Consider the following 26,058-nt stretch of genomic DNA (forward strand, 5'->3'; position numbering starts at 1 on the left):
GTCAGGCGTAGCGCCCCTCCGCGAGCCACGACCCATCGGCGTGCAGCAGCACCCACGCCTCCCCCTCGCCGTCGAGGATCTGCACGCGGTGCACGACGTCGCCGAGCTCGCGGCGCCGGATCGGCCACGGCCCCGCCCACGCGACCACGCGACGACGGGCGGATGCGGGGGGCGAGAAGGCGACAGGGCTCCCCTGCCGCTCGTCGAGGGCCGCGGCGTCGACCGACTCCCCCGCCGCATCGAGCAGCCGCACGGGCAGCGGCGGCCGGAAGACGACCGCGGGCCGCGGCGGCGGAAGCGCGCCCGGCCACGGACCCGCGGCCTGCGGCGCCGGTGCATCGCCCCACGGTGTGAGCACGCCGCGCTCGGCGAGCAGCCGCCCGCCACCGGGTCGTGCGGTGAGCACCGCCTCGCGGCCGAGCATGCCCTGCAGCCGCTCGAGCGCGTGCTTCGTGCGGTCGTCGATGTCGCCGCCGCCCCACAGCCCCGGCATGTGCTCGACGTCGGCGTCGAGCCGCTCGGGCAGCGCCTGCACCTCGACGAGCGCCGAGCCGAGCTCGCTCTCGCCCAGCTGCCACCGCATCCGGTCGACGATGTCGCCCGCGCGCAGGAACCCCGGCTGCCGCCAGAGCCGCTCGCTCACGCGGCCCTCCTCGCCGCGCATGACGATGCGGATCTCGCTGCACACGAGCCGCTGCTCGGCGAGCTGCCGCACGAAGCGCTCGACCGGCTCGCGCACCGCGAGCGCGAGCTCGTGCACGCCCTCGATGCCCGGCTCGAACGCGAGCCGCAGCACTCGCTCCTCGCCGAGGCCGCTGTCGTCGACGCGCCGGTCGTCGAGCCCGCGCGCCCTCGCGAGCGCCACGAGCCCGGCCTCGCCGAAGCGGTCGCGCACGCTCGCGTCGGGCAGCTGCGCGAAGCCGCCGAGGGTGTGCACGCCGAGCCGGTGCAGCATGCTCGGCAGCTCGTCGTCGCCGAGCACGCCGACGGGCAGGCGGCTGAGGAACTCGCGGCTGCGGCCCGCCGGCACGATCGTCTCAGCGCCCGCGCCCGCGGCGAGCTCCGCCGAGAAGCGGTCGTCGGCGACGCCGAAGCTCGCCGTGAGCCCGAGTGGGGCGAGCGCGCCTCGCACCGCCTCGATCGCGCGCGACTCGGAGCCGTAGAACCGGCTCGCCCCGCGCATCCGGAACGCGAGCGCCCCGTCGCCGATCGGCTGCGCCGTCGGCACGACCGCGAGCACCGCGCGCACGACGCGCTCGAAGGCGAGCGCCTCCCCGACCGGGTCGGCGGGCGCGAGCGCGAGCATCGGCGATGCGCCCTGCGCGTCGCGCACCCGCATCCCCACCCGCACGCCATCGGCGCGGGCCTCTGCGTCGCACGCGACGACGCGCAGCGCGTGCACGATCGCGCCGGGCGATCCCTGCTCGCCGCCCGCGGGCAGCGCGCCGGTCTGGCGCGCGACGACGACCGACCAGTCGGGCACCTTGAGCACGCCGACGCGGCCGCCGCGCACCCGCGCTCCGGTCTCGCTCTCCGTCTCGATCGTCACACCTCATCATCGAACACACGTTCGATCAGCGTCAAGCGGATGCGGTGTGTCGCGGCCGCGATCGGGTGCGGGCATGCAGAGGTGCGGGACGCGGCTCGCGCGCCCCGCACCCCCGCTCCATTCAGCTCACCCCGGTCGAGCGGCGGCGCAGCAGCAGGAGCGCACCCGCTGCGAGCAGGGCGAGCGCCGGGAGCAGCATCTCGCCAGCGCTGCCACCCGTGCGGGGCAGCATCGCCGTCGGCTCGTCGGCGGCCACGGCCGTCACCGCGCGATCCGTCTTGGCGTCGCCCGCCGGCTCGTCACCGGGGACGTCGCCCTTGTCGATCGGAGCGGGCTCGCCGGGCATGCCGGGCTCACCGGGCTGACCAGGCTCGCCGGGCTGTCCAGGCTCGCCAGGCTGACCCGGGGCGACCGGCGCTCCGTCGACGCAGCCCGGCGAGACGACGCCGAGCAGCGAGAGGGCGACGCACACGTCGGCGTCGATGAGCGGCGGCTGCTCAGGACGGTCCGAGCCCTCGCCGGCACCCGGCGCCACCGCCGGCGCGCAGGAGCCCGAGCTCGAGCCCAGCAGACCGAGGCCCAGGCAGACATCCGCGTCGATCAGCGACGGTGAACCAGGCTGCTCGCCCTCGTCACCGTCACCCGCACCCGGCGTCACCACCGGCGGTGCGAGCTCAGGCAGCGGGGAGGCGCAACGGCGCCTCCTCCTCGAGCTCGACCGCCGGCCGACCCGCGATCGGGATGCGCGCCCTCCGCGGTGCGCCGCCCGCAGCCGCCTCGACGAGCAGGCTCCCCGCGGCGATCCGCCCGTCGCCGTCGGCGAGGCCCTGCCACTCGGCGCGCACGCTCCGCACGACGGTCGCAGCGTTCGGCCACTCGCCGACGACGAGCAGCGTCGAGGAGGCCTGCCGCAGCCGCGCCGCGAGGCGCGCGGCCTCGGTGGGCGTCACGCGCGCGGGAGAGGCGGCGAGCACGACCGGCATCGCCTCGGCGAGGCTCGCGACCGCGTCGAGCCACGCGCGGCCCGGCTGCGGCACGAGCGCGATGCGGTCGATCGGCACACCGAGGTCGCGGGCCGCCTCGATGCCGAGGTCGGGCATGCCGACGATCGCGCCCCACGCGCCGGCAGGCAGGGCCGCGCCCAGGCACGCGAGCGCGAGGCTGCGCGACTGGATGCTGTGGGCGGCGCCGGGGCGGAGGCTGCGGACGACCTCGTCGAGCCCGGCGGGCGCCGACTCGTCGACCGTCGGCGCGGTCGCGGGCACGGCCTGCTGCATGCCGCGCAGCCGCTCGCGGAGCGCCTCGATCGTCGCGGTGCGCTCCTCGCCCGAGCGGCGCTCGAGCCTCGTGGTCGCCATCCTCATCCCCCCATTCTCGAAGGTGTGTTCGAACCGGTCAACCGCCTGCGGCGTGTCGGCGGCCGTGCTCCATGCGAAGATCGATCCCGATCCGCTGAGCCCTGCGACCGCGACGAGGAGGCCGGATGGCGACCGACGCTCCCCACCCCGACGACGCATCCGAGACCCTCGCACCGGCCGCCGACACCGACCGCTCGACCGGCACCCACGTGCTGTGCGTCACGACGAACCCCGCGATCGACATCACCTACACGATCGACGACCTGCGGCCCGGCTCGAGCCACCGCGTGCCGACCGGGCTCGCGCGCGCGGGAGGGAAGGGCGTCAACGTCGCGCGCGTGCTGCACCAGCAGCACGGTCGCGCGATCGTCGTCGCCCCGGTCGGCGGCCCCGTGCAGTCGCTGTTCGTGCACGACCTCGACCGCTCCGGGATCCCGCACCGGCTCGTCGAGGTGTCGGCACCCACGCGGCGCACGACCGCGATCGTCACCCCCGCCGGCACCACGAACCTCAACGAGACCGGCGAGCCGATCGACCACGACGACTGGGCGCGCGTGCTCGAGATCGTGCGCGCCGAGGCGCCCGCCGCGCGCGTCGTCGTCTCGTCGGGCTCGCTCCCGCCGCTGACGCCCGACCGCTTCTGCGCATCCGTCGTCGACATCGCGCTCGCCGCCGGCCGCCCCGTGATCGTCGACGTCGGCGGCGAGCAGCTGCGGCACGCGATGGCCTCGGGCGCGACGGCCGTCAAGCCCAACCGGCACGAGCTCTTCGACGCCATGGGCGGCACCGACCCGCTCGACGCCGCCCGCCGGCTCGCGGCGCTCGGCACCGGCACCGTCTTCGCGTCGCTCGACATCGAGGGGATGCTCGCGGTGCTCCCCGACGGTCGCGCGTGGCACGCCGTGCTCGACCACGTGCTCGACGGCAACCCGACCGGCGCGGGCGACGCCGCCGTCGCGGCGCTCGCACAGAGCCTCGGTGAGGGCGCGTCGCTCGAGGAGCAGCTCGCCCGCGCGACCGCGTGGTCGGCGGCCGCGGTGCTCCACGCCCAGGCCGGCTCGATCGCCGACCCCGCCGAGCTCGTCGAGCGCATCCGCATCACGCCCATCGGCTGAGCGTCCAGCCGACTCCGAGCGTTCACCCAACGCCCATTCGGCCCCCGGCATCGCGCTGGTACGGTGTGCCCATGACGACACTGCGCCTCGAAGAGCTCAACGCCGCCAACATCGTCGCTGCCAACGGCATGACGCTCAAGCGCGGCCAGGAGGCCTTCCTCGCCGCCAACGCGCGCCTCGAGGAGTTCGTCAACACCCAGAGCGCGTGGCAGCGCGTCGTCTTCGACGGCGACGAGCCCGTCGCGTTCGTGATGGCGAACTTCGACCCCGAGGTCGACCGCGAGGAGTACCGCTCGAGCATCCTGCGCATGTACGTCGCGGGCGACGCGCAGCGGCGCGGCGTCGGCAGCTACACCGTCGAGCAGGTCGCCGAGGAGGCCAAGCGGCTCGGCTTCGAGCACCTCTTCGCGGTGTGGGAGGAGGGCGACCTCGGCCCCGGCAAGTTCTTCCAGGCCGTCGGCTTCGAGATCATCGGCGAGAACGAGTACGGCGAGGCCATCGGCCGCAAGACGCTCTAGCCGGCGCTAGCGCCGCGCATGCGTCGCCTGGCCGCCATCGTCGCCACCGCGGCCGTGCTCGCGGTCGCGGGCTGCGCGTCCGCCCCGCCCGAGCGCCGCGACGCGGGCGTCGCGCTGTTCCAGTGGACGTGGGACGCGATCGCCGCCGAGTGCCCCGCGCTCGGCGAGGCCGGCGTCGCGTGGGTGCTGACCTCGCCGCCGCAGGAGCACGTCGACGGCGCGACAGCCGGGCTGCCCGGCGCGGATGGCACCGCCGGCCCTGCCGGCGCGGATGGCACCGCCGGCCCTGCCGGCGCGGATGGCACCGAGTGGTGGTGGAGCTACCAGCCCGTCTCGTACGAGGTCGAGTCGCGGCTCGGCACGCGCGACGAGTTCGCCGCCATGACCGCCGCGTGCGGCGAGGCGGGCGTCGACGTCTACGCGGATGCGGTGATCAACCACATGGCGGGCGTCGAGTCGGGCTCGGGCTGGGCGGGCACCGCCTTCGAGCACTACGAGTACCCGGGCCTCTACGGCCGCGCCGACTTCCACGACTGCAACCGCACGCTCGACGACGACATCGACGCCTACCGGGAGCCCTTCGTCATCCAGCACTGCGAGCTCGAGAACCTCGCCGACCTCGCGACCGAGTCGGTGCACGTGCGCGCCACGATCGTCGCCTACCTCGACGACCTGCTCTCGCTCGGCGTGACGGGCTTCCGCATCGACGCGGCCAAGCACATCGACCCCAGAGACGCCGCCGCGATCGTCGCCGCGCTGCCCGAGGGCACGCCCGTCATCAGCGAGGTCATCCGCGGCGCGGGCGAGCCGGTGACGCCCGAGCAGTACACGGGCTTCTCGACCGTGTGGGAGTTCGGCTGGGCCGAGCGCGTCGGCGCCTTCGTGCGCGGCGGACAGGCGCGGGCCGTCGCCGACCTCTCCCCCGCCGGCTACGGCCTGCTCGAGGAGGGCCAGCGCACCTTCGTCGCCAACCACGACACCGAGCGCAACAGCCAGACGCTCTCCTACCGCGACGGCGGCGCGTTCGCCGCGGCGACCGCGGTCATGCTCGCGAGCGACTACGGTCCGCCGACGCTCTACTCCGGCTACGCCTTTACCGACCGCGACGCGGGTCCCGAGCTCGAGGCCGACGGCTCGGTGGCGGATGCGTCGTGCACGGCGGATGCACGGCCAGACCCCGAGGGCGGCTGGCAGGACGGCGAGTGGGTGTGCCAGCACCGGTGGCCCGGCACGCTCGAGCTCGTCTCCTGGCGCACGCGCGTCGTCGACGCGCCCGTGACCGAGCAGTCGTCGATCGGCTCGGTCTTCGTGTCGCTCCGCGGCGAGACGGCCGCGTTCGCGGTGCAGCTCGACGACGAGCCGACCTCGGTCGAGGTGCCCATCGACCTGCCTGACGGGACGTACTGCGACGTCGTCGTGCCCGACTGCGCATCCGTCGTCGAGGTCGCCGGCGGCGTCGCCGCGCTCGAGCTCGGCCCGTGGCAAGCGGTCGCGCTCGACCGCTCCACCCGCCCCTGACCGCCGAACTTCCCCGAACCGCGGCTTTCCCCGGCGGGATCCCGCGGTTCGGGGAAGTTCGACGGAGGCGTCGGGACTAGACGAGCGACTCCCGCCACGCGCGGTGCAGCGACGCGAACTTGCCGCCCTGCTCGATGAGCTCGGCCGGCGAGCCGTCCTCGATGATCCGGCCGTGCTCCATCACGAGCACCCGGTCGGCGATCGCGACGGTCGAGAGCCGGTGCGCGATGATGATCGCCGTGCGGTCGGCGAGCAGGGTCGTGAGGCCCTCCTGCACGAGCCGCTCCGACGGGATGTCGAGCGACGCCGTCGCCTCGTCGAGGATGAGCACGCGCGGGTCGGCGAGGAACGCGCGCGCGAACGACAGCAGCTGCCGCTGCCCCGCGCTCACGCGACCGCCGCGCTTGTTGACGTCGGTCGCGTAGCCGTCGGGCAGCGCCTCGATGAAGCCGTGCGCGCCGACCGCGCGCGCGGCCGCCTCGATCTCCTCGTCGCTCGCACCGGGCTTGCCGAGCGCGATGTTGTCGGCGACGGTGCCCGAGAAGAGGTATGCCTCCTGCGTCACCATCACGACCGCGCGGCGCAGGTCGTCGTTCGCGAGCTCCCGCAGGTCGACGCCGTCGAGCTTCACCGATCCGTCGGTCGGGTCGTAGAAGCGCGAGACGAGCTTCGCGAGCGTCGACTTGCCCGCGCCGGTCGTGCCGACGAGCGCGATCGTCTGACCGGAGGGGATGTGCAGGTCGAAGTCGGGCAGCACGACCTTGCCGTTGCCGTACGCGAAGCGCACCGCGTCGAAGTCGATCTGGCCGCGCGAGGCCGGCAGCGCCTTCGGCTGCACCGGCTCCTTCACCGTCGGCTCCTCCTCGAGCACGCCCGAGATCTTCTCGAGCGCGGCCGAGGCCGACTGGTAGCCGTTGAAGAACATGCCGATGCCCTGGATGGGCTGGAAGAAGTTGCGCGCGTAGAGGGCGACGCCGAGCAGGGCGCCGATCTGCATCGAGCCCTCGACGACCCGGAGGCCGCCGACGAGCACGAGCGTCGCGATCGTGACTGCGCCGATCATCATGATGCCCGGCTCGTAGATGCCGAAGATGTTGATCGTGCGGTAGTTCGCGTCGCGGTAGTCGTCGACGCGCTCGTCGAACTCGCGCTGGTTCGCGCCCTCCTTGCGGAACGCCTTCACGGCGCGGATGCCCGTCATGGTCTCGACGAAGTGCACGATCATGCGCGCGCTCGTCGTGCGGGTCTCGCGGAAGAGCACCGTCGAGCGCACCTGGAACCAGCGCGTGAGGATGATCGCCGGGATGAGCGCGATGCCGATGATCGCGCCCGAGAGCGGGTCGAGCAGCGTCATGGCGCCGGCGGTGAAGCCCATGATGAGCACGCCGCGCACGAGCTCGTTGAGGCCCTGGTCGAGCAGGTCGCGGATCGACTCGAGGTCGCTCGTCTGCCGGGCGATGATGCGGCCCGACGTGTAGGACTCGTGGAACTCGAGGCTCAAGCGCTGCGCGTGCGCGAACAGGCGGCGGCGCAGCTCGTAGAGCACCGTCTGGCTGATGCGCGCGATGCCGACCGTGTAGAGGTACATGAGCACGCCGGCGGCGATCGCCGCGGCGATGTAGACGAGCGTCGCGACCCACAGCGGCATCCAGTCGCCCTGCCGCATGATCGCGGGCAGGCCGACGTCGATCCCGTAGGCGATGAGCAGCGGCCCCGCGATGTTCGCGGCGGCCGCGATCACGACGAACAGCAGCGTCACGACGACGCGGCCGACGTGCGGCTTCAGCAGCGAGCCGAGCAGGCGCCGCGAGCGCGCGCGGATGGCCTTCGACTCGGCCTTGGTGTAGTCGGTGCGGTCCTCGCCCTGCACGCCCTGCACGGTCATCGGGAGACCCCCTGGGAAGACTCGGCATCGAGCGCGTCGATGTCGATGACGTCCATCGCGCCGGTGACGGCGGCGATCGACTGGCGGTCGCGCTCGGCCTCCTCGAGGCTCGAGATCACGTAGCGGTAGTGCTCGCTGCGGGCGAGCAGCTCGGAGTGGGTGCCGACGTCGACGATCCGGCCGTCGCGCATGAGCGCGACGCGGTCGGCGAGCTGCACCGTGCTGGGGCGGTGGGCGACGATGAGCGCGGTCGTGCGCTCGAGCACGTGCCGCAGCGCATCCTCGACCTGCGCCTCGGTCTCGACGTCGAGCGCCGAGAGCGGGTCGTCGAGCACGAGCACCGCCGGGTCGGCCGCGACGGCGCGCGCGAGCGCGAGCCGCTGCCGCTGGCCGCCGGAGAGGGAGAGGCCCTCCTCGCCGATCTCGGTGTCGAGGCCCTTCGGCAGGTTGCGCGCGAAGTCGGCCTGCGCGATCGAGAGGGCGCGGTCGAGGGCTTCCTCCGACGCATCCGGGGCGCCCATGAGCACGTTGTCGCGCACGGACGCCGAGAAGAGCGTCGCGTCCTCGAACGCCATCGCGACGTGGGTGCGCAGCTCTTCGAGGGTGAGCTCGCGCACGTCGACGCCGTCGAGCAGCACTCGGCCGCCCGTGACGTCGTAGAGGCGGGTCGGCAGCGCCGTGAGCGTCGTCTTGCCCGAGCCCGTGATGCCGATGAGCGCCATCGTCTCGCCCGGCTCGATCACGAGGTCGGCGCCATCGACGAGGTCGCGCTCGTGCGGCTGCGCGTCCTGGTAGCGGAAGTGCACGCCCTCGAACACGAGCCGGCCCTTCGGCTCGCGGATGGTCTTCGGCTCGGCCGGGTCGACGATCGTGTTCTCGCTGTCGAGGATCTCGTGGAAGCGGCGGGATGCGTTCGACGCGTCGATGAGGAACGCGAACAGGAAGCCGATCGACTCGATGGGCCAGTTGAGCACCATCGCGACGGCGAAGAACGCGAAGAGCGTGCCGACCGTGATCTGGCCGCTCGCCGCGAGCCAGACGCCGAGGAAGAGGCAGACGGCGTACGAGACGTACGGCACGATCGTCAGCCACATCCACAGGCTGCCGTCCATGCGGGCCTTGTCGATCTCGGTCTCTCGCAGCCGCTTCGCCTGGTCGGTGAAGCCCTCGAGCGCGTGGCGGCCACGGCCGAACGCCTTGAGCACGCGGATGCCGTGGATCGACTGCTCGACGGTCGTCGCAAGGTCGCCCGCCTGGTCCTGCGCGGAGCGCGAGATCGAGAAGTAGCGGCGCTCGAAGCGCAGCGCGACGAGCACGATGGGCGCTGAGAGCGTGACGAAGACGCCGGCGAGCAGCGGGCTCCAGTAGAAGAGCACGCCGATGCCGACCACGAGCGTGATCGAGTTGACGACGAGCAGCGGCGCGCCGAAGGCGGTGAAGCGGCGGATCATGCCGAGGTCCTGCACCGCGCGGCTGAGCAGCTGGCCCGACTGCCAGCGGTCGTGGAACGCGACCGGCAGCGCCTGCAGCTTCGCGTAGAGCGTGCGGCGCATCGACGCCTCGACCTTGGTCGAGGGCAGCGTCACGAGCAGCCGGCGCATGTAGACGAAGAACGCCTCACCGAGGCCGAGCGCGAGGATCGCGATGCCCACCGGCCACACGGCGGCCGCGTCGCCGGCGGCGAGCGGGCCGTCGACGAGCGCGCGCATCGCGATGGGCGTCGCGAGGCTCAGCAGCGCTGAGAGCAGCGCGGCGAACGTGCCCCACAGCAAGCGGGGCAGCACGGGCCGGAGGAACGGCACGAGCCGCGAGAGCGCTCGCAGGTGGCCGACGGGCTTGGTCTCGGTCTGGTCCGGAGACGTCGAGGACATGAGGGGATCCTTCGCGGTCGCAGGCTGGGTGGGCCTGCGATGGTGTGACGCGACGATGGTCGCAGTGGTCGTGCGGCGTCAGCGGAGCGTGACGCGGGGCGAGCGGGCTCGCGGCGGGCGGGGGCCCTTCGGCCGTCCTAGGCGGCGGGGCCCGCGGGGCGGACGCGGAGGGCGCGGGTGGCAGCGATCGCAGCGGTCGTCGTCGTGCTCATGGCATCCTCCTGGCGTCGGCCGCACCCGGTCGGTGCAGACAGCCTTCGATCCTAAGCAGATGCCATGCGACGTGTCCAGCGCTGATCGGCGTTTCCCAATGACTCGGCGTCGCGCGATCCTCGATCGAGCGCCGCGAGCAGCCGATCGGCGTCGGCGGGCGTGCGGAGCAGCAGCACGGGCGGCGCCGCGGCGTCGGCGCGCCAGGCGCGCATCCGCTCGCGCTTCGAGCGCCTCGAGCGGAAGTGCCAGACGATGATCGAGTCGCGCGCGAGCACGAGCCGCAGCGTCTCGACGTTGCCGTTGCAGACGCGCTCGCGCGTGCGGAGGCGCCTCGCCGTGCGGCGCACGAGCCGGCCGAGCGACACGAGCCGCGGGTAGTCGAGGCCGACGATGACGTCGACGCGCTCAAGCGCCGCGCGGTTGTGGATGCCGTAGACCGTGTCGGCGACGTACGCCTCCCGGTCGAGCACCGGGAGCACGCGCGCGTCGAGCTCGGCGCGCGGCGGCTGCACCCAGCCGGGATCCCAGCAGAGGTCGTCCATGAGCACGACCGGCAGGCCGAGCCGCTCGGCGAGGGCGGTCGCGAGCGTCGACCTGCCCGATCCCGTGACGCCGAAGCACAGCACGCGGCGGGCGCGCCGGACGTCGTCGATCGTCCCCGCGCTCATGCGGGCGAGGGTAGCGCGAGTCCCGACTCGGCAGCGGGTGCAGCCCTGCCCGACAGGTGGCGGCATACCGCCACCTGTCGGACGGCAGTGCACCCGGCGCCGCGCGTCGGCAGGCGCTCAGTGCGCGAAGTGGCGCTCGCCCGTGAAGTACATCGTGATGCCGGCGGCGGTCGCCGCGGCGATGACCTCCTCGTCGCGCACCGAGCCGCCCGGCTGCACGACCGCGCGCACGCCCGCGTCGAGCAGCACCTGGAGCCCGTCCGCGAACGGGAAGAACGCATCCGATGCCGCGACCGAGCCCGCGGCGCGCTCCCCCGCTCGCGAGACCGCGAGCGCGCACGAGTCGACGCGGTTGACCTGGCCCATGCCGACGCCGACCGAGGCGAGCCCGGCGGCGAGCAGGATGGCGTTCGACTTCACCGAGCGCACCGCGCGCCACGCGAACTCCAGATCGGCGAGCACGTCGTCGGGCACGTGCGAGCCCGCGACCCGCCGCCACGTGTGCGACGAGAAGCCCTCGAACGTGTCGGGCTGCTGCACGAGCACGCCGCCCGAGACCTGCCGCAGCTCGGAGCCCTCGCGCGCGTAGCCCTCCGGGAGGCGCAGCAGCCGGATGCTCTTCTTCGCCGTGAGCAGCTCGAGCGCCTCGGGCTCGAAGTCGGGCGCGACGACGACCTCGGTGAAGATGTCCTTGACCGTCTCGGCCATCGCGCGCGTCACGGTTCGGTTCGCGGCGATGACGCCGCCGAACGCCGAGACCGGGTCGCACGCGTGCGCGCGCTCGTGCGCCGAGGCGATCGCATCGGCCGCACCGGGCGCCGCGATCGCGATGCCGCACGGGTTCGCGTGCTTGATGATCGCGACCGCGGGCTCGACGAAGTCGTACGCCGCCCGCAGCGCCGCATCGGCGTCGACGTAGTTGTTGAACGACATCGGCTTGCCGTGCAGCAGCTCGGCCTGCGTGATGCCCCGCCCGCCGGGCAGCGCGAAGAGCCCCGCCTGCTGGTGGCTGTTCTCGCCGTAGCGGAGGCCCTGCACGAGGCTCGCGCCGCCGACGGCGCGCAGCAGGCCGCTCGCGCTCGAGGTGTCGGCGACGGATGCGTCGGCCGACTCGGGTGCGGTCGTCGCGGTCGGCGCCGCGGCCTGCGCCTCGGGCGCGGCGGGCGCCTCGGCGGCGGGCGCCGGGGCCGCGCTCGCGGTGGCGGCCGCGCTCGGCTCGTCGACCGGCTCGCCCGCGAACCAGCGCGCGACGGCGCGGTCGTAGGCGGCGGTGTGGGCGAACGCGTCGCGCGCGAGGGCGCGGCGCTGCATGAGGTTCAGCCCCGTGCCGGCGGCCTTCGCGATGAGCGGGTAGACGCGCGGATCGGTGACGATCGCGACGTTCGCGTGGTTCTTCGCCGACGCGCGCACCATCGCCGGGCCGCCGATGTCGATCTGCTCGACGATGTCGGCGTCGGCCGCGCCCGAGCGCACCGTCTCGACGAACGGGTAGAGGTTGACGACGACGAGCTCGAACGGCGCGATGCCGAGCTCGGCGAGCTGCGCCGCGTGGTGCTCGAGCCGCAGGTCGGCGAGCAGGCCGGCGTGGATCGCCGGGTGCAGCGTCTTGACGCGGCCGTCGAGGGCCTCTGCGAACCCGGTGACGGCCGCGACCTCGGTGACGGGCAGGCCCGCATCCGCGAGCATCTTCGCGGTCGAGCCGGTCGAGACGAGCTCGACGCCCGCCTGCGCGAGGGCCGCGCCGAGCTCGACGATGCCGGTCTTGTCGCTCACCGAGAGCAGCGCGCGCCGGAAGGGCACCGCATCGCGCTCGCGGTAGAGGCTCGGGTCGTGCTGGGGTCCGCTCACGTGGCTTCCTCCGGTGCGGTCTCTGGCCGGTCGAGCTTGTGCTCGAGGCCGTGGTCGGCGAGGTCGATCGAGCCGTCGGCGATGCCCTCGAGCACGCCCGCGAGCAGGTCGCGCTCGACGGCCTTGATGCGCTCGTGGAGTGTCGCCTCGGTGTCATCAGGCAGCACGGGCACGCGCTGCTGGGCGAGGATCGGACCGGTGTCGACGCCGCTGTCGACGATGATGACGCTCGCGCCCGTCTCGGTGACGCCCGCCGCGAGCGCGTCGCGCACGCCGTGCGCGCCGGGGAACTCGGGCAGGAACGCCGGGTGCGTGTTGAGCAGCGCCGGCGCGAAGCGCGAGACCGCCTGCGCCGAGAGCAGCCGCATGAAGCCCGAGAGCACGACGAGGTCGGGCTCGAACGCCTCGACGCGCTCGGCGACGCGCTCGCTCCACGCCTCGCGCGGCGGCGCGAACGGCTCGACGAACGTCGGGATGCCGGCGGCGCGCGCGATCTCGACGCCGCCGCACTCGCGGTCGGCGCCGACGGCGATCACCTCGACCGCGACGCGGCCGGAGCGGGCGCGATCGAGCAGGTCGGCGAAGTTGCTGCCGCTCCCGGAGACGAGGACGACGACGCGGAGCACGTCCTCCAGCCTACCGAGGGCGCTCGTCGTCGTCGGCAGACGGGATCGGATGCGCTCCGTCGCCCCCGCGCTGCGGCTCGGGGAGGTCATCGGTCGCCTCCGCGCCGCCGGCGGGCGCGTCGACGGGATCGACCGCTTGCGTCTGCACCTGATCCTCGATCGAGACCGCGACGACGGGGGACGACTCCTGCGGCTCGGCGGTCGCCGGTTCGGCCGTCACCAGCGAGGCGGGCGCCGGTTCGGCGAGCGGCGCGACCGGCCGCGTCTCCTGCGCGTCGGCGTCCGCACCGCCCGCGGACGCATCCGCCGCATCACGGCCGGCGCGCAGGCCGAGCACCTCGCGGATCGTCGAGCCCTCCCCCTCGCGGGCGAGCGAGCCGACGCCGCGGCCGCCGACGACGAGGCCGATGAGCAGGCCGACGCCCACCTCGAGCGCGCCCCACGCGGCGACGAGCACCGCGTCGGGGCCCGCTTCGGCGAGCCGACCCGGCCCGATCGAGCCGCTCGAGAGCATCGCGGCGAGGCCGAGCAGCGCTCCGGCGAGCACGCCGCCGCCGACGCCGGCGATCGCGAGCTCCCACCAGTGCACGGGGCCCGAGGGCTCGCCCGCGAGGATCGTCTGCCGCGCGAGCGCGCCGACCACGACCGCCGCGACGACCGGGAGCGCGACGACCGCGAGCATCCACGGCGCCGCCTCGGGGTCGATCGCCGACAGCAGCGGCATCGCGGGGATCGGGCCGAGGTCGGTGCCGAGCGGCGAGACGTGCGAGCCGGTGCCGATCATGAAGCCGGGGCCGATCGCCCACGCCGCGGCCCAGACGATCGCGACGGGTGCGAGCGCGAGCTGCAGCAGGAAGAGCACGAAGGCGCCGAGGTGCGTCACCTGCAGCGACTCCATCACGAGCAGCCCCTCGGCGAAGCGCGTGAAGAGGCCGACGCCGAGCACGAGCCCGCCGACGCCGAGCACCGCGACCGCCCCGCCCGCGCCGGTGCGGAGCGCGGCGCGGATCGGACGCATCCAGCGATCCTCGATCGTGAGCGCGCGCGATGCCGCGTCGAGCCAGTCGTGCCCGTGCACGCGCACGATCGCGGCGGCCATGCCGACGAGCGCGACGAGCGCGGGCAGCGCGAAGGCCTGCGCGAGGTCGGGGGATGCGATGGGGTGCTGCGCGCTCACGGCGGCGAGCAGGCCGACGGTGCCGGTCGCGAGCGCGCCGCAGAGCGTCGCGATGCCCGCGTCGAGGATCGGCAGCTCGGCGAGCCGGCGACCGCTGCGCCAGTGCAGCCACAGCGTGATGAGGCCGATGCCCCACGCACCGAGCGTGATGGCGAAGGGCCGGCTCGCTGCCTCGATCCCGACCGCGATGACCGCGTCGCGGCCGAGCTGGAGCGAGAGGTCGACGCCGTGGCCGACGAGCCACGCGTCGGCCGCGATGCGCCACTGCACGAGCGGGTCGCCGGCGAAGCCCCCATCGACGCCCCAGACGGCGAGCAGCACGAGCGCGCACAGCACGAGGCCCACCGCTGCGATGGCGGCGGACTCGACTGCCTGGCCGATCCCGGCCCACACGCGACGCACGGCTGGCACCCTACCGACGCATCCGCCCCGCGTCCTTCCGCCGCGCGGCGCTCGGGCAGGGTCGCGGTAGGTTGGATGCGCACGGCGCGGCCCGCGCACGCTCTCGAGGCCGCCGTCACAATCCGAGACCGCGAGGGGTTCGAGCCGCATGGCCAAGATCATCTACACGTACACCGACGAGGCGCCGATGCTCGCGACGCACTCGCTGCTGCCGATCGTCGAGGCGTTCGCCGCGGCCGCCGACGTCGAGGTCGAGCGCCGCGACATCTCGCTCGCCGGTCGCGTCGTCGCCGCCTTCGCCGACCGCCTGCCGGCCGAGCAGCAGGAGGCCGACGCGCTCGCCGAGCTCGGCGAGCTCGCGAAGACGCCCGAGGCCAACATCATCAAGCTGCCGAACATCTCGGCGTCGGTGCCGCAGCTCAAGGCCGTCATCGCCGAACTGCAGTCGAAGGGCTTCGCGCTCCCCGACTACCCCGACGAGGTCGTCACGGACGACGACCACGACGTGCGGGCCCGCTACGACTCCGTCAAGGGCTCGGCCGTCAACCCGGTGCTGCGCGAGGGCAACTCCGACCGCCGCGCGCCGCGCTCGGTGAAGGAGTACGCGCGCAAGCACCCGCACTCGATGGGCGCGTGGTCGGCCGACTCGAAGACGGCCGTCGCGACGATGGACGCGGGCGACTTCCGCTCGAACGAGCAGTCGGTGACGATGCCCGCCGCCGACACGCTGCAGATCCGCCTCGTCGGCGCCGATGGCGAGACGACCGTGCTCAAGGACGGCCTCGCCGTGCTCGAGGGCGAGATCGTCGACGCGACGTTCATGTCGGCGAAGGCGCTCGACGCGTTCCTCGCCGAGCAGGTCCGCCGCGCGCGCGACGAGCACATCCTCTTCTCCGCCCACCTCAAGGCGACGATGATGAAGGTCTCCGACCCGATCATCTTCGGCCACGTCGTGCGCGCGTTCCTCCCCGCGGTGTTCGAGCAGTACGGCGAGCAGCTCGCCGAGGCGGGCCTCTCGCCCGAGAACGGCCTCGCCTCGATCCTCGCCGGGCTCTCCGAGCTCGGCGACGAGACGGCCGCCGCGGTGCGCGCCGCGATCGAGCAGGGCATCGCCGACGGCCCTCGCCTCGCGATGGTGAACTCCGACCGCGGGATCACGAACCTGCACGTGCCCTCCGACGTCATCGTCGACGCATCCATGCCCGCGATGATCCGCCAGTCGGGCCACATGTGGGGCCCCGATGGCGAGGAGGCCGACACGCTCGCGGTCATCCCCGACTCCTCGTACGCCGGCATCTACCAGGTCGTCATCGAGGACTGCCAGCGCAACGGCGCCTTCGACCCGAAGACGATGGGCTCCGTGCCGAACGTCGGCCTCATGGCGCAGAAGGCCGAGGAGTACGGCTCGCACGACAAGACGTTCCGCATCGAGCGCGACGGCCGCGTCGAGGTCGTGAACGCCGCCGGCGACGTGCTGCTCTCGCACGACGTCGAGGCCGGCGACATCTGGCGCGCGTGCCAGACGAAGGACGTGCCGGTGCGCGACTGGGTGAAGCTCGCGGTCACGCGCGCCCGCGCCTCGTCGACGCCCGCGATCTTCTGGCTCGACGCCGAGCGCGCGCACGACGCCGAGCTCATCAAGAAGGTCGAGGCCGAGCTGCCGCAGCACGACACCGAGGGGCTCGACATCCAGATCCTGAGCCCCGTCGAGGCGACGCGCGTCTCGATCGAGCGCATCCGCCGCGGTGAGGACACCATCTCGGTGACCGGCAACGTGCTGCGCGACTACAACACCGACCTCTTCCCCATCCTCGAGCTCGGCACGAGCGCGAAGATGCTCTCGGTCGTGCCGCTGCTCAACGGCGGCGGCCTGTTCGAGACGGGCGCCGGTGGCTCGGCGCCGAAGCACGTGCAGCAGCTCGTCGAGGAGAACCACTTGCGCTGGGACTCGCTCGGCGAGTTCATGGCGCTCGCGGAGTCGTTCCGCCACCTGTCGGAGTCGACCGGCAACGCGCGCGCGGGCGTGCTCGCCGAGACGCTCGACGCGGCGACCGGCACGTTCCTCAACGAGAACAAGTCGCCGTCGCGCAAGGTCGGCGAGATCGACAACCGCGGCAGCCACTTCTGGCTCGCGCGCTACTGGGCCGAGGAGCTCGCCGCGCAGACCGTCGACGCGCAGCTCGCCGAGGTGTTCGCACCGGTCGCGCAGCAGCTCGTCGAGCAGACCGACGCGATCGAGCGCGAGCTGCTCGAGGTGCAGGGCTCGCCCGTCGACCTCGGCGGCTACTACCGGGTCGACACCGACCTCGCCGACGCGGCGATGCGCCCGAGCGCGTCGCTCAACGGGATCCTCGCGCACCTGCGCTGACGCGAGACCGACGGGGGCGGATGCGCCCGAGCGGGCCGGGCGTGCCGGCCCCGCTCGGGCGCATCCGCCCCTCTCGCTCGCCCCCGTCCGGCCGGCCACGCCTCACCCGAGGTCGTCGTGCACGCCCGTGACCCACTCGATGTGGCGCTGCGCGCTGCGGGCGATCGCCTGCTTCGGCTGCATCGTGTCGCCGGCGAGCAGCGAGCCCTGCCCGCCGCTCCCCCGCTCCCACACGATGACGGCGGCGCCCGGGAAGTGGCCGCCGAAGCGGATGAGCCGCACGCCCGGCAGCAGCTCGAGCTCGACGACGTCGATGTGCATGCCGTCGGCGAGCTGCTCCTCGACGCTCGTCCAGATCTGGCCGTGCAGCGGCACCCACTGCCGTTCGTCGGCGCAGATGCGGCAGGTCTCGGGCAGCGGCGCAGCGGTCTCGACGCCGCACGTCGCGCAGAGGATCGTCATGCTCCCACTGTGCACCGCGCTCGCGCCGAGCGCGAGGCCCCGTCAGTCGACGTCGGGCTTCGCCGCCTCGTCGTCGGCCGCTTCGTCCTCCTCCGGCTCGAACGTCGACTCCTCGTCGGTCGTCGTCGCGCCGAGCCCGTCGGGGTTCGCGGGGATCGTGCCGTCGTCGCCGAGCCCACCGGGCTTCTTCGTGCCCTCGCCGTCGTGCTCGCTGCTCGCGTCGTGATGCATGGCTGCCTCCTCGGGTCGTGCAGCCACCCTAGACCGCGCGCCCGAGCGGCGGCCGGGAACGAGGAAGGGCCCCGGCCGAAGCCGGGGCCCGTTGCTCACGCAGTCGTGCTCGCGCAGTCGCTCAGAGCGACTCGATGACCTCTCGCATGAGGCGGGCGGTCTCGGACGGCGTCTTGCCGACCTTGACGCCGGCCGCCTCGAGCGCGACCTGCTTCGCCTCGGCGGTGCCGGAGGAGCCGGAGACGATCGCGCCGGCGTGGCCCATCGTCTTGCCCTCGGGAGCGGTGAAGCCCGCGACGTAGCCGACGACCGGCTTCGTCACGTTGGCCTTGATGAAGTCGGCCGCGCGCTCCTCGGCGTCGCCGCCGATCTCGCCGATCATGACGATCGCCTTCGTCTCGGGGTCGGCCTCGAACGCCTCGAGCGCGTCGATGTGCGTCGTGCCGATGATCGGGTCGCCGCCGATGCCGATGGCGGTCGAGAAGCCGATGTCGCGCAGCTCGAACATCATCTGGTAGGTCAGCGTGCCCGACTTCGACACGAGGCCGATCGGGCCCTTGCCCGTGATGTTCGCGGGCGTGATGCCGACGAGCGACTCCTCGGGCGTGATGATGCCCGGGCAGTTCGGGCCGATGATGCGCGTCGTGCCCTTCGCCTTGGCGTGGGCCCAGAACTCGGCAGAGTCCTGCACGGGGATGCCCTCGGTGATGACGACGAGCAGGCCGATGCCCGCGTCGACGGCCTCGATGACGGCGTCCTTCGCGAACGCCGGCGGCACGAAGACGATCGACGTGTCGGCGCCCGTCTCGGCCATCGCCTCGGCGACGGAGCCGAAGACCGGCAGCTCGACGGCGGAGCCGTCCTTCCCCGTGTGGGAGACGGTCGTGCCGGCCTTGCGCGCGTTCACGCCGCCGACGACCTGGGTGCCGGCCGCGAGCATCCGGGCGGTGTGCTTCGAGCCCTCGCCGCCGGTGATGCCCTGGACGATGACCTTGCTGTCCTTGTTGAGGTAGATCGACATCTCTTCTGGTTCTCCTATGCCGCAGCCAGCTCGGCGGCCTTGTCGGCGGCCTCGTCCATCGTCTCGACCACCGTCACGAGCGGGTGGTTCGCGTCGGCGAGGATCTGTCGGCCCTCGTCGACGTTGTTGCCGTCGAGCCGCACGACGAGCGGCTTCGACGCCTCGTCCCCGAGGATCTCGAGCGCCTTCACGATGCCGTTCGCGACCTCGTCGCATGCGGTGATGCCGCCGAAGACGTTGACGAAGACGCTCTTGACGTCCTCGTCGTTCAGGATGACGTCGAGGCCCGCGGCCATGACCTGCGCGGAGGCGCCGCCGCCGATGTCGAGGAAGTTGGCGGGCTTGACGCCGCCGTGGCGCTCGCCCGCGTAGGCGACGACGTCGAGCGTCGACATGACGAGGCCCGCGCCGTTGCCGATGATGCCGACCTGGCCGTCGAGCTTCACGTAGTTGAGGCCGGCCTCCTTGGCCTTCGCCTCGAGCGGGTTCGCCGCGGCCTTGTCCTCGAGCTGCGCATGCGTCTCGTGGCGGAACTCGGCGTTCTCGTCGAGCGTGATCTTGCCGTCGAGCGCGATGACGTCGCCGCCCTCGGTGAGCACGAGCGGGTTGACCTCGACGAGCGTCGCGTCCTCGCCGGTGAAGACGCCATAGAGCTTCACGATGACGGGCGCGACCTTCGCGACGAGCTCCTCGGGGAAGCTCGCGGCGCGCACGATCTCCTCGGCCTTCGCCTGGTCGATGCCGGTCGCCGGGTCGACCTCGACCTTGGCGAGCGCCTCGGGGCGCTCCTCGGCGAGCTGCTCGATCTCCATGCCGCCCTCGTACGAGCACATCGCGAGGTACGAGCGGTTGGCGCGGTCGAGCAGCACCGAGAAGTAGTACTCCTCCTTGATGGCGGCGCCCTCGGCGACCATCACGCGGTGCACGGTGTGGCCCTTGATGTCGAGGCCGAGGATCGCCTCCGCGGCGTCCTTCGCCTCCTCGGGGCTCTTCGCGAGCTTGACGCCGCCGGCCTTGCCGCGACCGCCCGTCTTGACCTGCGCCTTCACGACCACGACACCGCCGCCGAGCTCCGCGGCAGCCGCCTGCGCCTCCTCGGGAGTGTCGGCCGTGATGCCGCGCAGCACGGGGACCCCGTGCTGCTCGAACAGGTCCCTTGCCTGGTACTCGTACAGATCCACGCGTCATCCAATCGGTGTGCTGTTGGGGAATCGCCGTCGACCAGCCTATCCCCGCACCGCATGCGGGCCTGTCGCTTTCGGCTCGCCGAAGCCGCTGCCTTCGGCTCGCGGGTGCAGATCGGCCGAGTGCCGCCTTGCTTGCGGCGCCCTCGCGCGCACCGGACGATGGATGCCCGGGAGGACATCCATGGATCCTGCGCTGCAGCGCCGCCCCGACCTGCCGCCGCCGGTCGGGTCCATCGCGTCGAAGCTCAACTGGCTGCGTGCCGGCGTGCTCGGCGCGAACGACGGCATCGTCTCGACGGCCGCGCTCATGGTCGGCGTCGCGAGCGCCGGCACGTCCCCGGCAGGCGTGCTGACCGCAGGGGTCGCGGCGCTCGTCGCCGGCGCGTTCTCGATGGGCGTCGGCGAGTACGTCTCCGTCTCGTCGCAGCGCGACAGCGAGCGAGGCGCGATCCGCCGCGAGCAGCAGCACCTCGCCGACAATCCCGAGGGGCAGATCGACCAGCTCGCCCACATGTTCGAGGAGCGCGGCCTCTCCCCCGCGACCGCCCACACCGCGGCGGTCGAGCTGCACGGCAAGGATCCGCTGCGCGCGCACCTCAGCATCGAGTACAACCTCGACCCCGACGACCTCAACGATCCGTGGTCGGCGGCCCTCGCCTCCGCGGTCGCCTTCACGACCGGCTCCCTCATCCCGCTGCTCGCCGCCGTGCTCTCCCCCGGCGCATGGATGCCGTGGCCGATCGCGATCGCGACCGTCGTCGCCCTGCTCATCACGGGCTTCGTTTCGGCCCGCATCGGCGCCTCGGGCAAGCGCGTCGCGATGTTCCGCGTGCTGATCGGCGGCATCCTCGCGCTCGCCGCGACCTGGGCGATCGGCGCGCTGCTCGGCACGCCGGTGCACTAGCGCCGCGGCGGCCTCAGCGACGCGGGCTGTAGCGCAGCTCGTCCTACCTCGTGCAGAGCCCGTTCTCGATCGTCGCCTACGTCGCGATGGCGCTCATCATCGTCCTCGCGCTGTGGCTCAAGCGCCGCCGCGCTCGCTTCGAGGCGGCCCTGCCCGCGGCCGACACGACGGCCATCGCGGCGATCGACGAGGAGATCGAGTCGCACGAGCCGCACCCGCAGCCCGACCGCGGTCGGCTCTCGACGACCGCGCTGCCGAAGGTCGAGCGACCGCGGCCGGACCGCCGCGAGGGCGACGACCGCGACTGAGTCGCACCACCACACGACGGATGCCGTCCCGGACACGCCGGGACGGCATCCGTCATCCGTGGCAGGCTGGGCGCATGCAGGAGCAGAGCCGCGAGCAGGACCGGGTGCCGCCGGAGCTCGACCCCTACTTCGAGCGCTTCGACGACGACCGGCCGCCGCGCACGATGGCGCGCCGCTTCCGGCCGATCATCGTCGGCGGCGCGGCGCTCACGCTCGTCGCGATGGTGCTGCTCGTCACGCAGTCGCTCTAGCCCGCGTCAGCCGACGAGCGGCACCGCCTCGACCCGATCGCCCGGTCCGGCGAGCACGAGCACGCGACGCGCCGCGATGCCCTCGAGCGCCGCGAGCACCGCGTCCGTCGGCGGCTGCTCCCCTGCCTCCGCACGCGGCCACTCGACGACGGTCGCCCCGGTCGCCGCCTCGATCGCGCGCGCGAGGGCCGCGCTGTCGTCCGTCGCGACGAGCACGACGCGGTCGATCGCACGCGCTCGCTGCGCGGGCGGCGCCGCCCGGCGATCGCGCCGCCAGATGGCGAAGTGGTAGGCCGCGACGAGCACCGTCGCGAGCAGCAGCCCGAACGGCGCGCGGATGCGCTCGATCGGCCCCTCGCCGGAGCCTCCGTCGAGCACGAGCTCGAACAGCCGGTAGCCCACGACGAGCAGCGCGACGAGCGCGACGACCGCGCTCACGCCGAAGACGGCGACGAGGTAGACCCGCCGCCCCGTCGCACCCACGTCGGCGGTCGCGCCGTCGAGCGGCCGCCACGCGAGCCACCACACCGGCGCGCCGACGAGGAGCGCCGCGAGGCCGGCGAGCAGGAGCGAACGCGGGCCGCTGCCTGCGAGCGGTGCGGTGAGCGTCGCGAGCAGAGCGTTGACGATCACGCCGACGCCCGACGCCGCGAAGATGAGGCCGACACCGGCCTCGACGAGCCGCGCGGCGCTGCGGGTGCTCGCCGATCGCTCGCTCGCGTGGCGCCGGTGGTAGAGCCACACGACCGCGCCGACCGCGGCCGCGGCGATCGCCAGCGGGAGCGGATCGAGCAGCCGGCTCCAGGGCTCCGCGCGGTCGAACGCGGCGCGCAGCCCGACGTGCAGCGCGGTGCCGAGCCCGGCGAGCGCGACCACGGCTCCCCCGAGCACACCCGTGACGACGAGCACGACCGAGGCGAAGGTGCGCTGGAGCGCGGTCGCGCGCTCTCGCACCCAGTGCCACCACCAGATGAGCGCCCCGCCCGCAGCCCAGACGAGCGCCTGCAGGGGGCTGAGCCACCAGTCGCTCCCCACCGTCGCGAGCTCGGGGAGCACGGCAGCGCCGAGCACGCCGCGCAGCGCATCGATGGCCCCGACGGCCGCGACGACGAGCCCGTAGGCGGCGCCGAGCACCGGGGGCACGGTCGACAGCCGCAGCGGCCCCTTGCGCGGATGCGCCCAGAGCAGCCGGTGCCCGATCCAGACAGCGAGCCACGTGACACCGGTGGCAAGGCTGTCGGGCGCCCAGTCGCCGCGCAGCAGCCCTGCCAGCGTGCCGAGCAGCGACGTGGTCGCGGTGACCAGCGCGACGATCGAGAGCACCGCGACGTAGATCCCCCACGCCGCCGACGACCGGTCGGGCCCGGCGAGCTGGCGCCACAGGAACCACCACAGCAGCGCCCACAGCGGCCCGCCGATGAGCGCGAAGGCGAGCGAGAGCGCGAGACCGCCTGCACCGCCCGCGACGTCCGGGCGCCCCTCGAGCAAGCGGCCGAGCAGCCCGCTCACGCCCGTCGCGGTGATGACCGCGAGCACGAGCAGCAGCGTGTAGACGATGAGGCGCCGCACCGTGCCCTGCGCGCCGCGGGGCGCTCGCACGGCTGCGCCGGGGAGGTCGGCGGAGCTCACCGGGCAGCCTCCGCGCAGACCGCGAACTGCCAGGGCGCGGTCTCGATCTCCCAGCTCGAGCCCGTGCGCACGAGGTCGAACGTCGCCTCCTCCCGGTACTCGGAGGTGCCGAGCAGCCCGCCGCCGCTCGCGGTCACGATCGTGACGTCGACGTCGGCGCTCGACTCGCGCTCGGTCGTGCCGGTGAGCGACACCCGCACCTCGTCGAACACGGCGGGCTCCACCGGCTCGCAGTCCTCCCGCACCTCCGCGACGAGGAGCTCGCGGGCAGCTTCCTCGTCGCCGGCGATGACCGCCTCGGCGTAGCGCTGCACCACTCCCGCTGGCGTCGACGCGTCGAGCGGCTCGGCAGCGCCGCGCGTGAGCACGACCGCGAGCGCGATCACCGCGATGGCCGCGACGGCGGCGATGACCGCGATCAGCGCGCGGTCGCGGCGCGGCGGGGATGCATCCATGACGTCATCATGGGCGATCCGCCGACCGGGCGCCAGCGGCGGCGTCGAGGTCGACGTCCGCTCAGAGCTTCTCGATCGGCGCGATCTTCACGAGCAGCCGCTTGCGGCCGGTCCCGTCGAAGAGCACCTCGGCGACGCGCTTCTTGTCGGCGCCGGTGATCGCCTGCACGCGGCCCTCGCCGAAGTCCTTGTGGCGGATGCGGTCGCCGGGCGCGAGCTCCATGCCGCTGTTGTCGCGCACCTCGGTGATGGTGTTGGCGAACTCCCGCTTCGAGCCCTTCGGCAGCGCCTTTGGCTCGCGGAAGCCCGTCACGAACGACTCGCGCGGCTCGTCGCGCCAGCGGCCGACCGCGCGCTGCGACGACGACTGGCGCACCGTCACCGGCGCGGTGCGCCAGTCGATCAGGTCGGTCGGGATCTCCTCGAGGAAGCGGCTCGGCACGGCGGGGTTGACCTCGCCGAACTGCGCGCGCGTCATGGCGAGCGAGAGGTGCAGGCGCTGGCGGGCGCGCGTGATGCCGACGTAGAACAGCCGCCGCTCCTCGGCGGGCCCTCCCGGCTCGTTCGCCGAGATGCGGTGCGGCAGCAGCTCCTCCTCGACGCCCGTGATGAACACCGCCTCGAACTCGAGGCCCTTCGCGGTGTGCAGCGTCATGAGCGAGACCTGCCCGCCGGAGTCGTCGAGCTCGTCGGCGGCGGCGACGAGCGCCGTCTCGGTGAGGAAGTCGACGAGGTTGCCGGTGGGGTTCTGCCGCCGGAACTCGCGCGTCACCGCGATGAGCTCCTCGACGTTCTCGAGCCGCGCCGCGTCCTGCGGGTCGGGCGAGCGGCGCAGCTGATCGGTGTAGCCCGAGCGGCTCATGAGGTCGCGCAGCACCTCGCCGGGATCGGCCTCGGGCCGGTCGCTCCACTCGTCGAGCAGCGCCGCGAGGTCCGTGATCGCCGCGGCCACCTTCGGGCCGAGCGCGATCTCGTCGACGCGACGCATCGCATCCCGCAGCGTGATCTGCCGCTCGTCGGCGAAGGCCTGCAGCGCCGCTTCCGTCGCCGGGCCGATGCCGCGCCGCGGCACGTTCATGATGCGGCGCAGGCTGAGGGAATCGGCGGGGTTCGCGACCGTGATGAGGTACGCCATGGCGTCCTTGATCTCGGCTCGCTCGTAGAACTTCGTGCCGCCGATAACCCGGTACGGGATCGCGGTGCGGATGAGCACCTCTTCGAGCGCTCGCGTCTGCGCGTTCGTGCGGTAGAAGACCGCGATGTCGCTGTAGGCCATGCCCCCGGAGGTGAGCTCGACGATCTCGTCGGCGACGAACTGCGCCTCGTCGTGGCCGGAGTAGCCGGTGAAGCCGACGATCTTCGCGCCGTCGCCCGAGTCGGTCCACAGCCGCTTCTCGCGCCGGTCGAAGTTGTTGCCGATCACGGCGTTCGCGGCCGAGAGGATGTTCTGCGTCGAGCGGTAGTTCTGCTCGAGCATGATGACGCGGGCACCGGCGAAGTCGCGCTCGAAGTCGGTGATGTTGCGGATGTCGGCGCCCCGGAACGCGTAGATCGACTGATCCGAGTCGCCCACGACCGTGAGGGACGCGCCCGGCAGGTCGGCGCGGAGATCGGGCAGGTCGGCGCGCGTGACGGGCTGCGTGAGCTCGCGGATGAGCGCGTACTGCGCCGCGTTCGTGTCCTGGTACTCGTCGACGAGGATGTGGCGGAAGCGCTTGCGGTACTGCGCGGCGACGTGCGGGAACGCGCGCAGCAGGAAGACGGTCTGCGAGATGAGGTCGTCGAAGTCGAACGCGTTCGCGCGCCGCAGCTCGTTGTCGTAGTCGCGCCACAGCTCGAGGAAGGCGGCGTCGAGCGGGTTCTCGAGGTTGGCGGTGCGGGCCCACGAGTCGACGTCGTGCAGCTCGTTCTTCGCCTTCGAGATGCGCGCGGCGACGCCGCCGGGCGTGAGCCCCTGGATGTCGGCGCCGCGCTCCTTGATGAGCCGCTTGACGAGCGCGCGCACGTCGCCCGAGTCGTAGATCGTGAACGACTGCTTGAAGCCGAACTCCTCGGCCTCGCGTCGCAGGATGCGCACGCACGCGGAGTGGAACGTCGAGATCCACATGCCGCGCGACTCCTCGCCGACGAGGCGCTCGACGCGCTCGCGCATCTCGGCGGCGGCCTTGTTCGTGAAGGTGATCGCGAGGATCTGGCTCGGCCACGCCTCGCGGGTCGCGAGCAGCCCGGCGACGCGGTGCGTGAGCACGCGCGTCTTGCCCGAGCCGGCGCCCGCGACGATCAGCAGCGCGGGTCCGCGGTGCTCGACCGCCTCGCGCTGCGGCGGGTTCAGCCCCTCGAGCAGCTCCTCGGGGATCGTCTCACCGCGCGGTCCGAGGGGCGTCGGCCGCTGCACTTCACCGAAGCCCTCGTCCCCCAGGCCCCACAGATCCGTCATGTCCTGCCCAGTCTACGAGCCGCCGGTGACGCGGCCGACGGCCAGGACGCATCCGCC

The 26,058-nt window shown here is 73.3% G+C and carries 23 protein-coding genes; 7 read left to right on the forward strand and 16 right to left on the reverse strand.

Going from position 1 to position 26,058, the window contains the following annotated elements; translation table 11 throughout:
* Position 1: 1 nt before the first annotated feature.
* The 3 genes from JSQ78_RS06550 to imuA' all read right to left on the reverse strand — a co-directional run bounded on the left by JSQ78_RS06550 (position 2) and on the right by imuA' (position 2,913).
* Complete coding sequence (locus JSQ78_RS06550; protein ID WP_211450361.1) at positions 2-1,549, reverse strand: DNA polymerase Y family protein; 1,548 nt, start codon at positions 1,547-1,549, stop codon at positions 2-4.
* A 121-nt stretch (positions 1,550-1,670) separates the two neighbouring features.
* The gene (locus JSQ78_RS06555; protein ID WP_211450362.1) at positions 1,671-2,084 is read right to left on the reverse strand and encodes an LPXTG cell wall anchor domain-containing protein; all 414 of its coding nucleotides are present in this window, start codon (positions 2,082-2,084) and stop codon (positions 1,671-1,673) included.
* 139 nt (positions 2,085-2,223) lie between these two features.
* Entirely contained in the window at positions 2,224-2,913 is a 690-nt protein-coding gene (gene imuA', locus JSQ78_RS06560; protein ID WP_211450363.1) for a DnaE2-dependent mutagenesis accessory factor ImuA', read from the reverse strand.
* A 119-nt stretch (positions 2,914-3,032) separates the two neighbouring features.
* On the opposite strand from imuA', the gene JSQ78_RS06565 reads away from it, so the two are divergent.
* The 3 genes from JSQ78_RS06565 to JSQ78_RS06575 all read left to right on the forward strand — a co-directional run bounded on the left by JSQ78_RS06565 (position 3,033) and on the right by JSQ78_RS06575 (position 6,058).
* The gene (locus JSQ78_RS06565; RefSeq protein ID WP_211450364.1) at positions 3,033-4,022 is read left to right on the forward strand and encodes a 1-phosphofructokinase family hexose kinase; all 990 of its coding nucleotides are present in this window, start codon (positions 3,033-3,035) and stop codon (positions 4,020-4,022) included.
* 71 nt (positions 4,023-4,093) lie between these two features.
* Positions 4,094-4,540 carry a GNAT family N-acetyltransferase gene (locus tag JSQ78_RS06570; RefSeq protein WP_211450365.1) on the forward strand — a complete coding sequence of 149 codons (447 nt, stop codon included), beginning with the start codon at positions 4,094-4,096 and terminating at the stop codon, positions 4,538-4,540.
* Between the two features lie 18 nt (positions 4,541-4,558).
* Positions 4,559-6,058 carry an alpha-amylase family glycosyl hydrolase gene (locus JSQ78_RS06575; RefSeq protein WP_211450366.1) on the forward strand — a complete coding sequence of 500 codons (1,500 nt, stop codon included), beginning with the start codon at positions 4,559-4,561 and terminating at the stop codon, positions 6,056-6,058.
* Between the two features lie 76 nt (positions 6,059-6,134).
* On the opposite strand, the gene JSQ78_RS06580 is transcribed toward JSQ78_RS06575, so the two are convergent.
* The 6 genes from JSQ78_RS06580 to JSQ78_RS06605 all read right to left on the reverse strand — a co-directional run bounded on the left by JSQ78_RS06580 (position 6,135) and on the right by JSQ78_RS06605 (position 14,748).
* Positions 6,135-7,943 carry an ABC transporter ATP-binding protein gene (locus tag JSQ78_RS06580; protein ID WP_211450367.1) on the reverse strand — a complete coding sequence of 603 codons (1,809 nt, stop codon included), beginning with the start codon at positions 7,941-7,943 and terminating at the stop codon, positions 6,135-6,137.
* Positions 7,940-9,814: an ABC transporter ATP-binding protein gene (locus JSQ78_RS06585; RefSeq protein WP_211450368.1), complete on the reverse strand. Its 1,875-nt coding sequence runs from the start codon at positions 9,812-9,814 to the stop codon at positions 7,940-7,942. The genes JSQ78_RS06580 and JSQ78_RS06585 overlap by 4 nt, the downstream gene beginning before the upstream one ends.
* 263 nt (positions 9,815-10,077) lie before the next feature.
* Positions 10,078-10,695 (reverse strand): P-loop NTPase family protein, encoded by a 618-nt coding sequence (locus JSQ78_RS06590; RefSeq protein ID WP_211450369.1) that lies wholly within the window; start codon positions 10,693-10,695, stop codon positions 10,078-10,080.
* A 117-nt stretch (positions 10,696-10,812) separates the two neighbouring features.
* Entirely contained in the window at positions 10,813-12,543 is a 1,731-nt protein-coding gene (gene purH, locus JSQ78_RS06595) for a bifunctional phosphoribosylaminoimidazolecarboxamide formyltransferase/IMP cyclohydrolase (protein ID WP_211450370.1), read from the reverse strand.
* Positions 12,540-13,169 carry a phosphoribosylglycinamide formyltransferase gene (gene purN, locus JSQ78_RS06600; protein ID WP_211450371.1) on the reverse strand — a complete coding sequence of 210 codons (630 nt, stop codon included), beginning with the start codon at positions 13,167-13,169 and terminating at the stop codon, positions 12,540-12,542. The genes purH and purN overlap by 4 nt, the downstream gene beginning before the upstream one ends.
* Before the next feature lie 10 nt (positions 13,170-13,179).
* Positions 13,180-14,748, reverse strand: coding sequence for a cell division protein PerM (locus JSQ78_RS06605; RefSeq protein WP_211450372.1), 1,569 nt, complete (start codon positions 14,746-14,748; stop codon positions 13,180-13,182).
* Positions 14,749-14,896: 148 nt separating this feature from the next.
* On the opposite strand from JSQ78_RS06605, the gene JSQ78_RS06610 reads away from it, so the two are divergent.
* Complete coding sequence (locus tag JSQ78_RS06610; RefSeq protein WP_211450373.1) at positions 14,897-17,116, forward strand: NADP-dependent isocitrate dehydrogenase; 2,220 nt, start codon at positions 14,897-14,899, stop codon at positions 17,114-17,116.
* Between the two features lie 102 nt (positions 17,117-17,218).
* Here JSQ78_RS06610 and JSQ78_RS06615 read toward each other — a convergent pair whose 3' ends face one another.
* The 4 genes from JSQ78_RS06615 to sucC form a co-directional block, all read right to left on the reverse strand.
* Positions 17,219-17,578 (reverse strand): hypothetical protein, encoded by a 360-nt coding sequence (locus JSQ78_RS06615; protein WP_211450374.1) that lies wholly within the window; start codon positions 17,576-17,578, stop codon positions 17,219-17,221.
* Between the two features lie 42 nt (positions 17,579-17,620).
* Positions 17,621-17,809: a hypothetical protein gene (locus JSQ78_RS06620; RefSeq protein WP_211450375.1), complete on the reverse strand. Its 189-nt coding sequence runs from the start codon at positions 17,807-17,809 to the stop codon at positions 17,621-17,623.
* Positions 17,810-17,930: 121 nt separating this feature from the next.
* Positions 17,931-18,830, reverse strand: a complete 900-nt coding sequence (gene sucD / locus JSQ78_RS06625; RefSeq protein WP_211450376.1) for a succinate--CoA ligase subunit alpha — start codon at positions 18,828-18,830, stop codon at positions 17,931-17,933.
* Positions 18,831-18,844: 14 nt separating this feature from the next.
* A complete protein-coding gene (sucC, locus tag JSQ78_RS06630) occupies positions 18,845-20,011 on the reverse strand; it encodes an ADP-forming succinate--CoA ligase subunit beta (RefSeq protein WP_211450377.1) in 1,167 nt (388 codons plus the stop codon).
* 187 nt (positions 20,012-20,198) lie between these two features.
* Between sucC and JSQ78_RS06635 the strand changes: the two genes are divergently transcribed.
* The 3 genes from JSQ78_RS06635 to JSQ78_RS06645 all read left to right on the forward strand — a co-directional run bounded on the left by JSQ78_RS06635 (position 20,199) and on the right by JSQ78_RS06645 (position 21,480).
* Positions 20,199-20,921 carry a VIT1/CCC1 transporter family protein gene (locus tag JSQ78_RS06635; RefSeq protein ID WP_211450378.1) on the forward strand — a complete coding sequence of 241 codons (723 nt, stop codon included), beginning with the start codon at positions 20,199-20,201 and terminating at the stop codon, positions 20,919-20,921.
* 50 nt (positions 20,922-20,971) lie between these two features.
* On the forward strand, positions 20,972-21,229 hold the full coding sequence (locus tag JSQ78_RS06640; RefSeq protein WP_211450379.1) for a hypothetical protein: 258 nt from the start codon (positions 20,972-20,974) through the stop codon (positions 21,227-21,229).
* 74 nt (positions 21,230-21,303) lie between these two features.
* Positions 21,304-21,480 (forward strand): hypothetical protein, encoded by a 177-nt coding sequence (locus JSQ78_RS06645; RefSeq protein WP_021010806.1) that lies wholly within the window; start codon positions 21,304-21,306, stop codon positions 21,478-21,480.
* A 6-nt stretch (positions 21,481-21,486) separates the two neighbouring features.
* Here JSQ78_RS06645 and JSQ78_RS06650 read toward each other — a convergent pair whose 3' ends face one another.
* From JSQ78_RS06650 to JSQ78_RS06660, 3 genes are all read right to left on the reverse strand, one after another.
* Positions 21,487-23,109, reverse strand: a complete 1,623-nt coding sequence (locus tag JSQ78_RS06650) for a DUF5671 domain-containing protein (RefSeq protein ID WP_249295955.1) — start codon at positions 23,107-23,109, stop codon at positions 21,487-21,489.
* Positions 23,106-23,564 carry an LpqB family beta-propeller domain-containing protein gene (locus tag JSQ78_RS06655; protein WP_211450380.1) on the reverse strand — a complete coding sequence of 153 codons (459 nt, stop codon included), beginning with the start codon at positions 23,562-23,564 and terminating at the stop codon, positions 23,106-23,108. Before JSQ78_RS06655 ends, JSQ78_RS06650 begins: the two co-directional genes overlap by 4 nt.
* A 61-nt stretch (positions 23,565-23,625) precedes the next feature.
* Complete coding sequence (locus tag JSQ78_RS06660; RefSeq protein ID WP_211450381.1) at positions 23,626-26,001, reverse strand: ATP-dependent helicase; 2,376 nt, start codon at positions 25,999-26,001, stop codon at positions 23,626-23,628.
* Positions 26,002-26,058 lie beyond the last annotated feature (57 nt).

The organism is Agrococcus sp. Marseille-Q4369 (assembly GCF_018308945.1).
Taxonomy (GTDB): domain Bacteria; phylum Actinomycetota; class Actinomycetes; order Actinomycetales; family Microbacteriaceae; genus Agrococcus.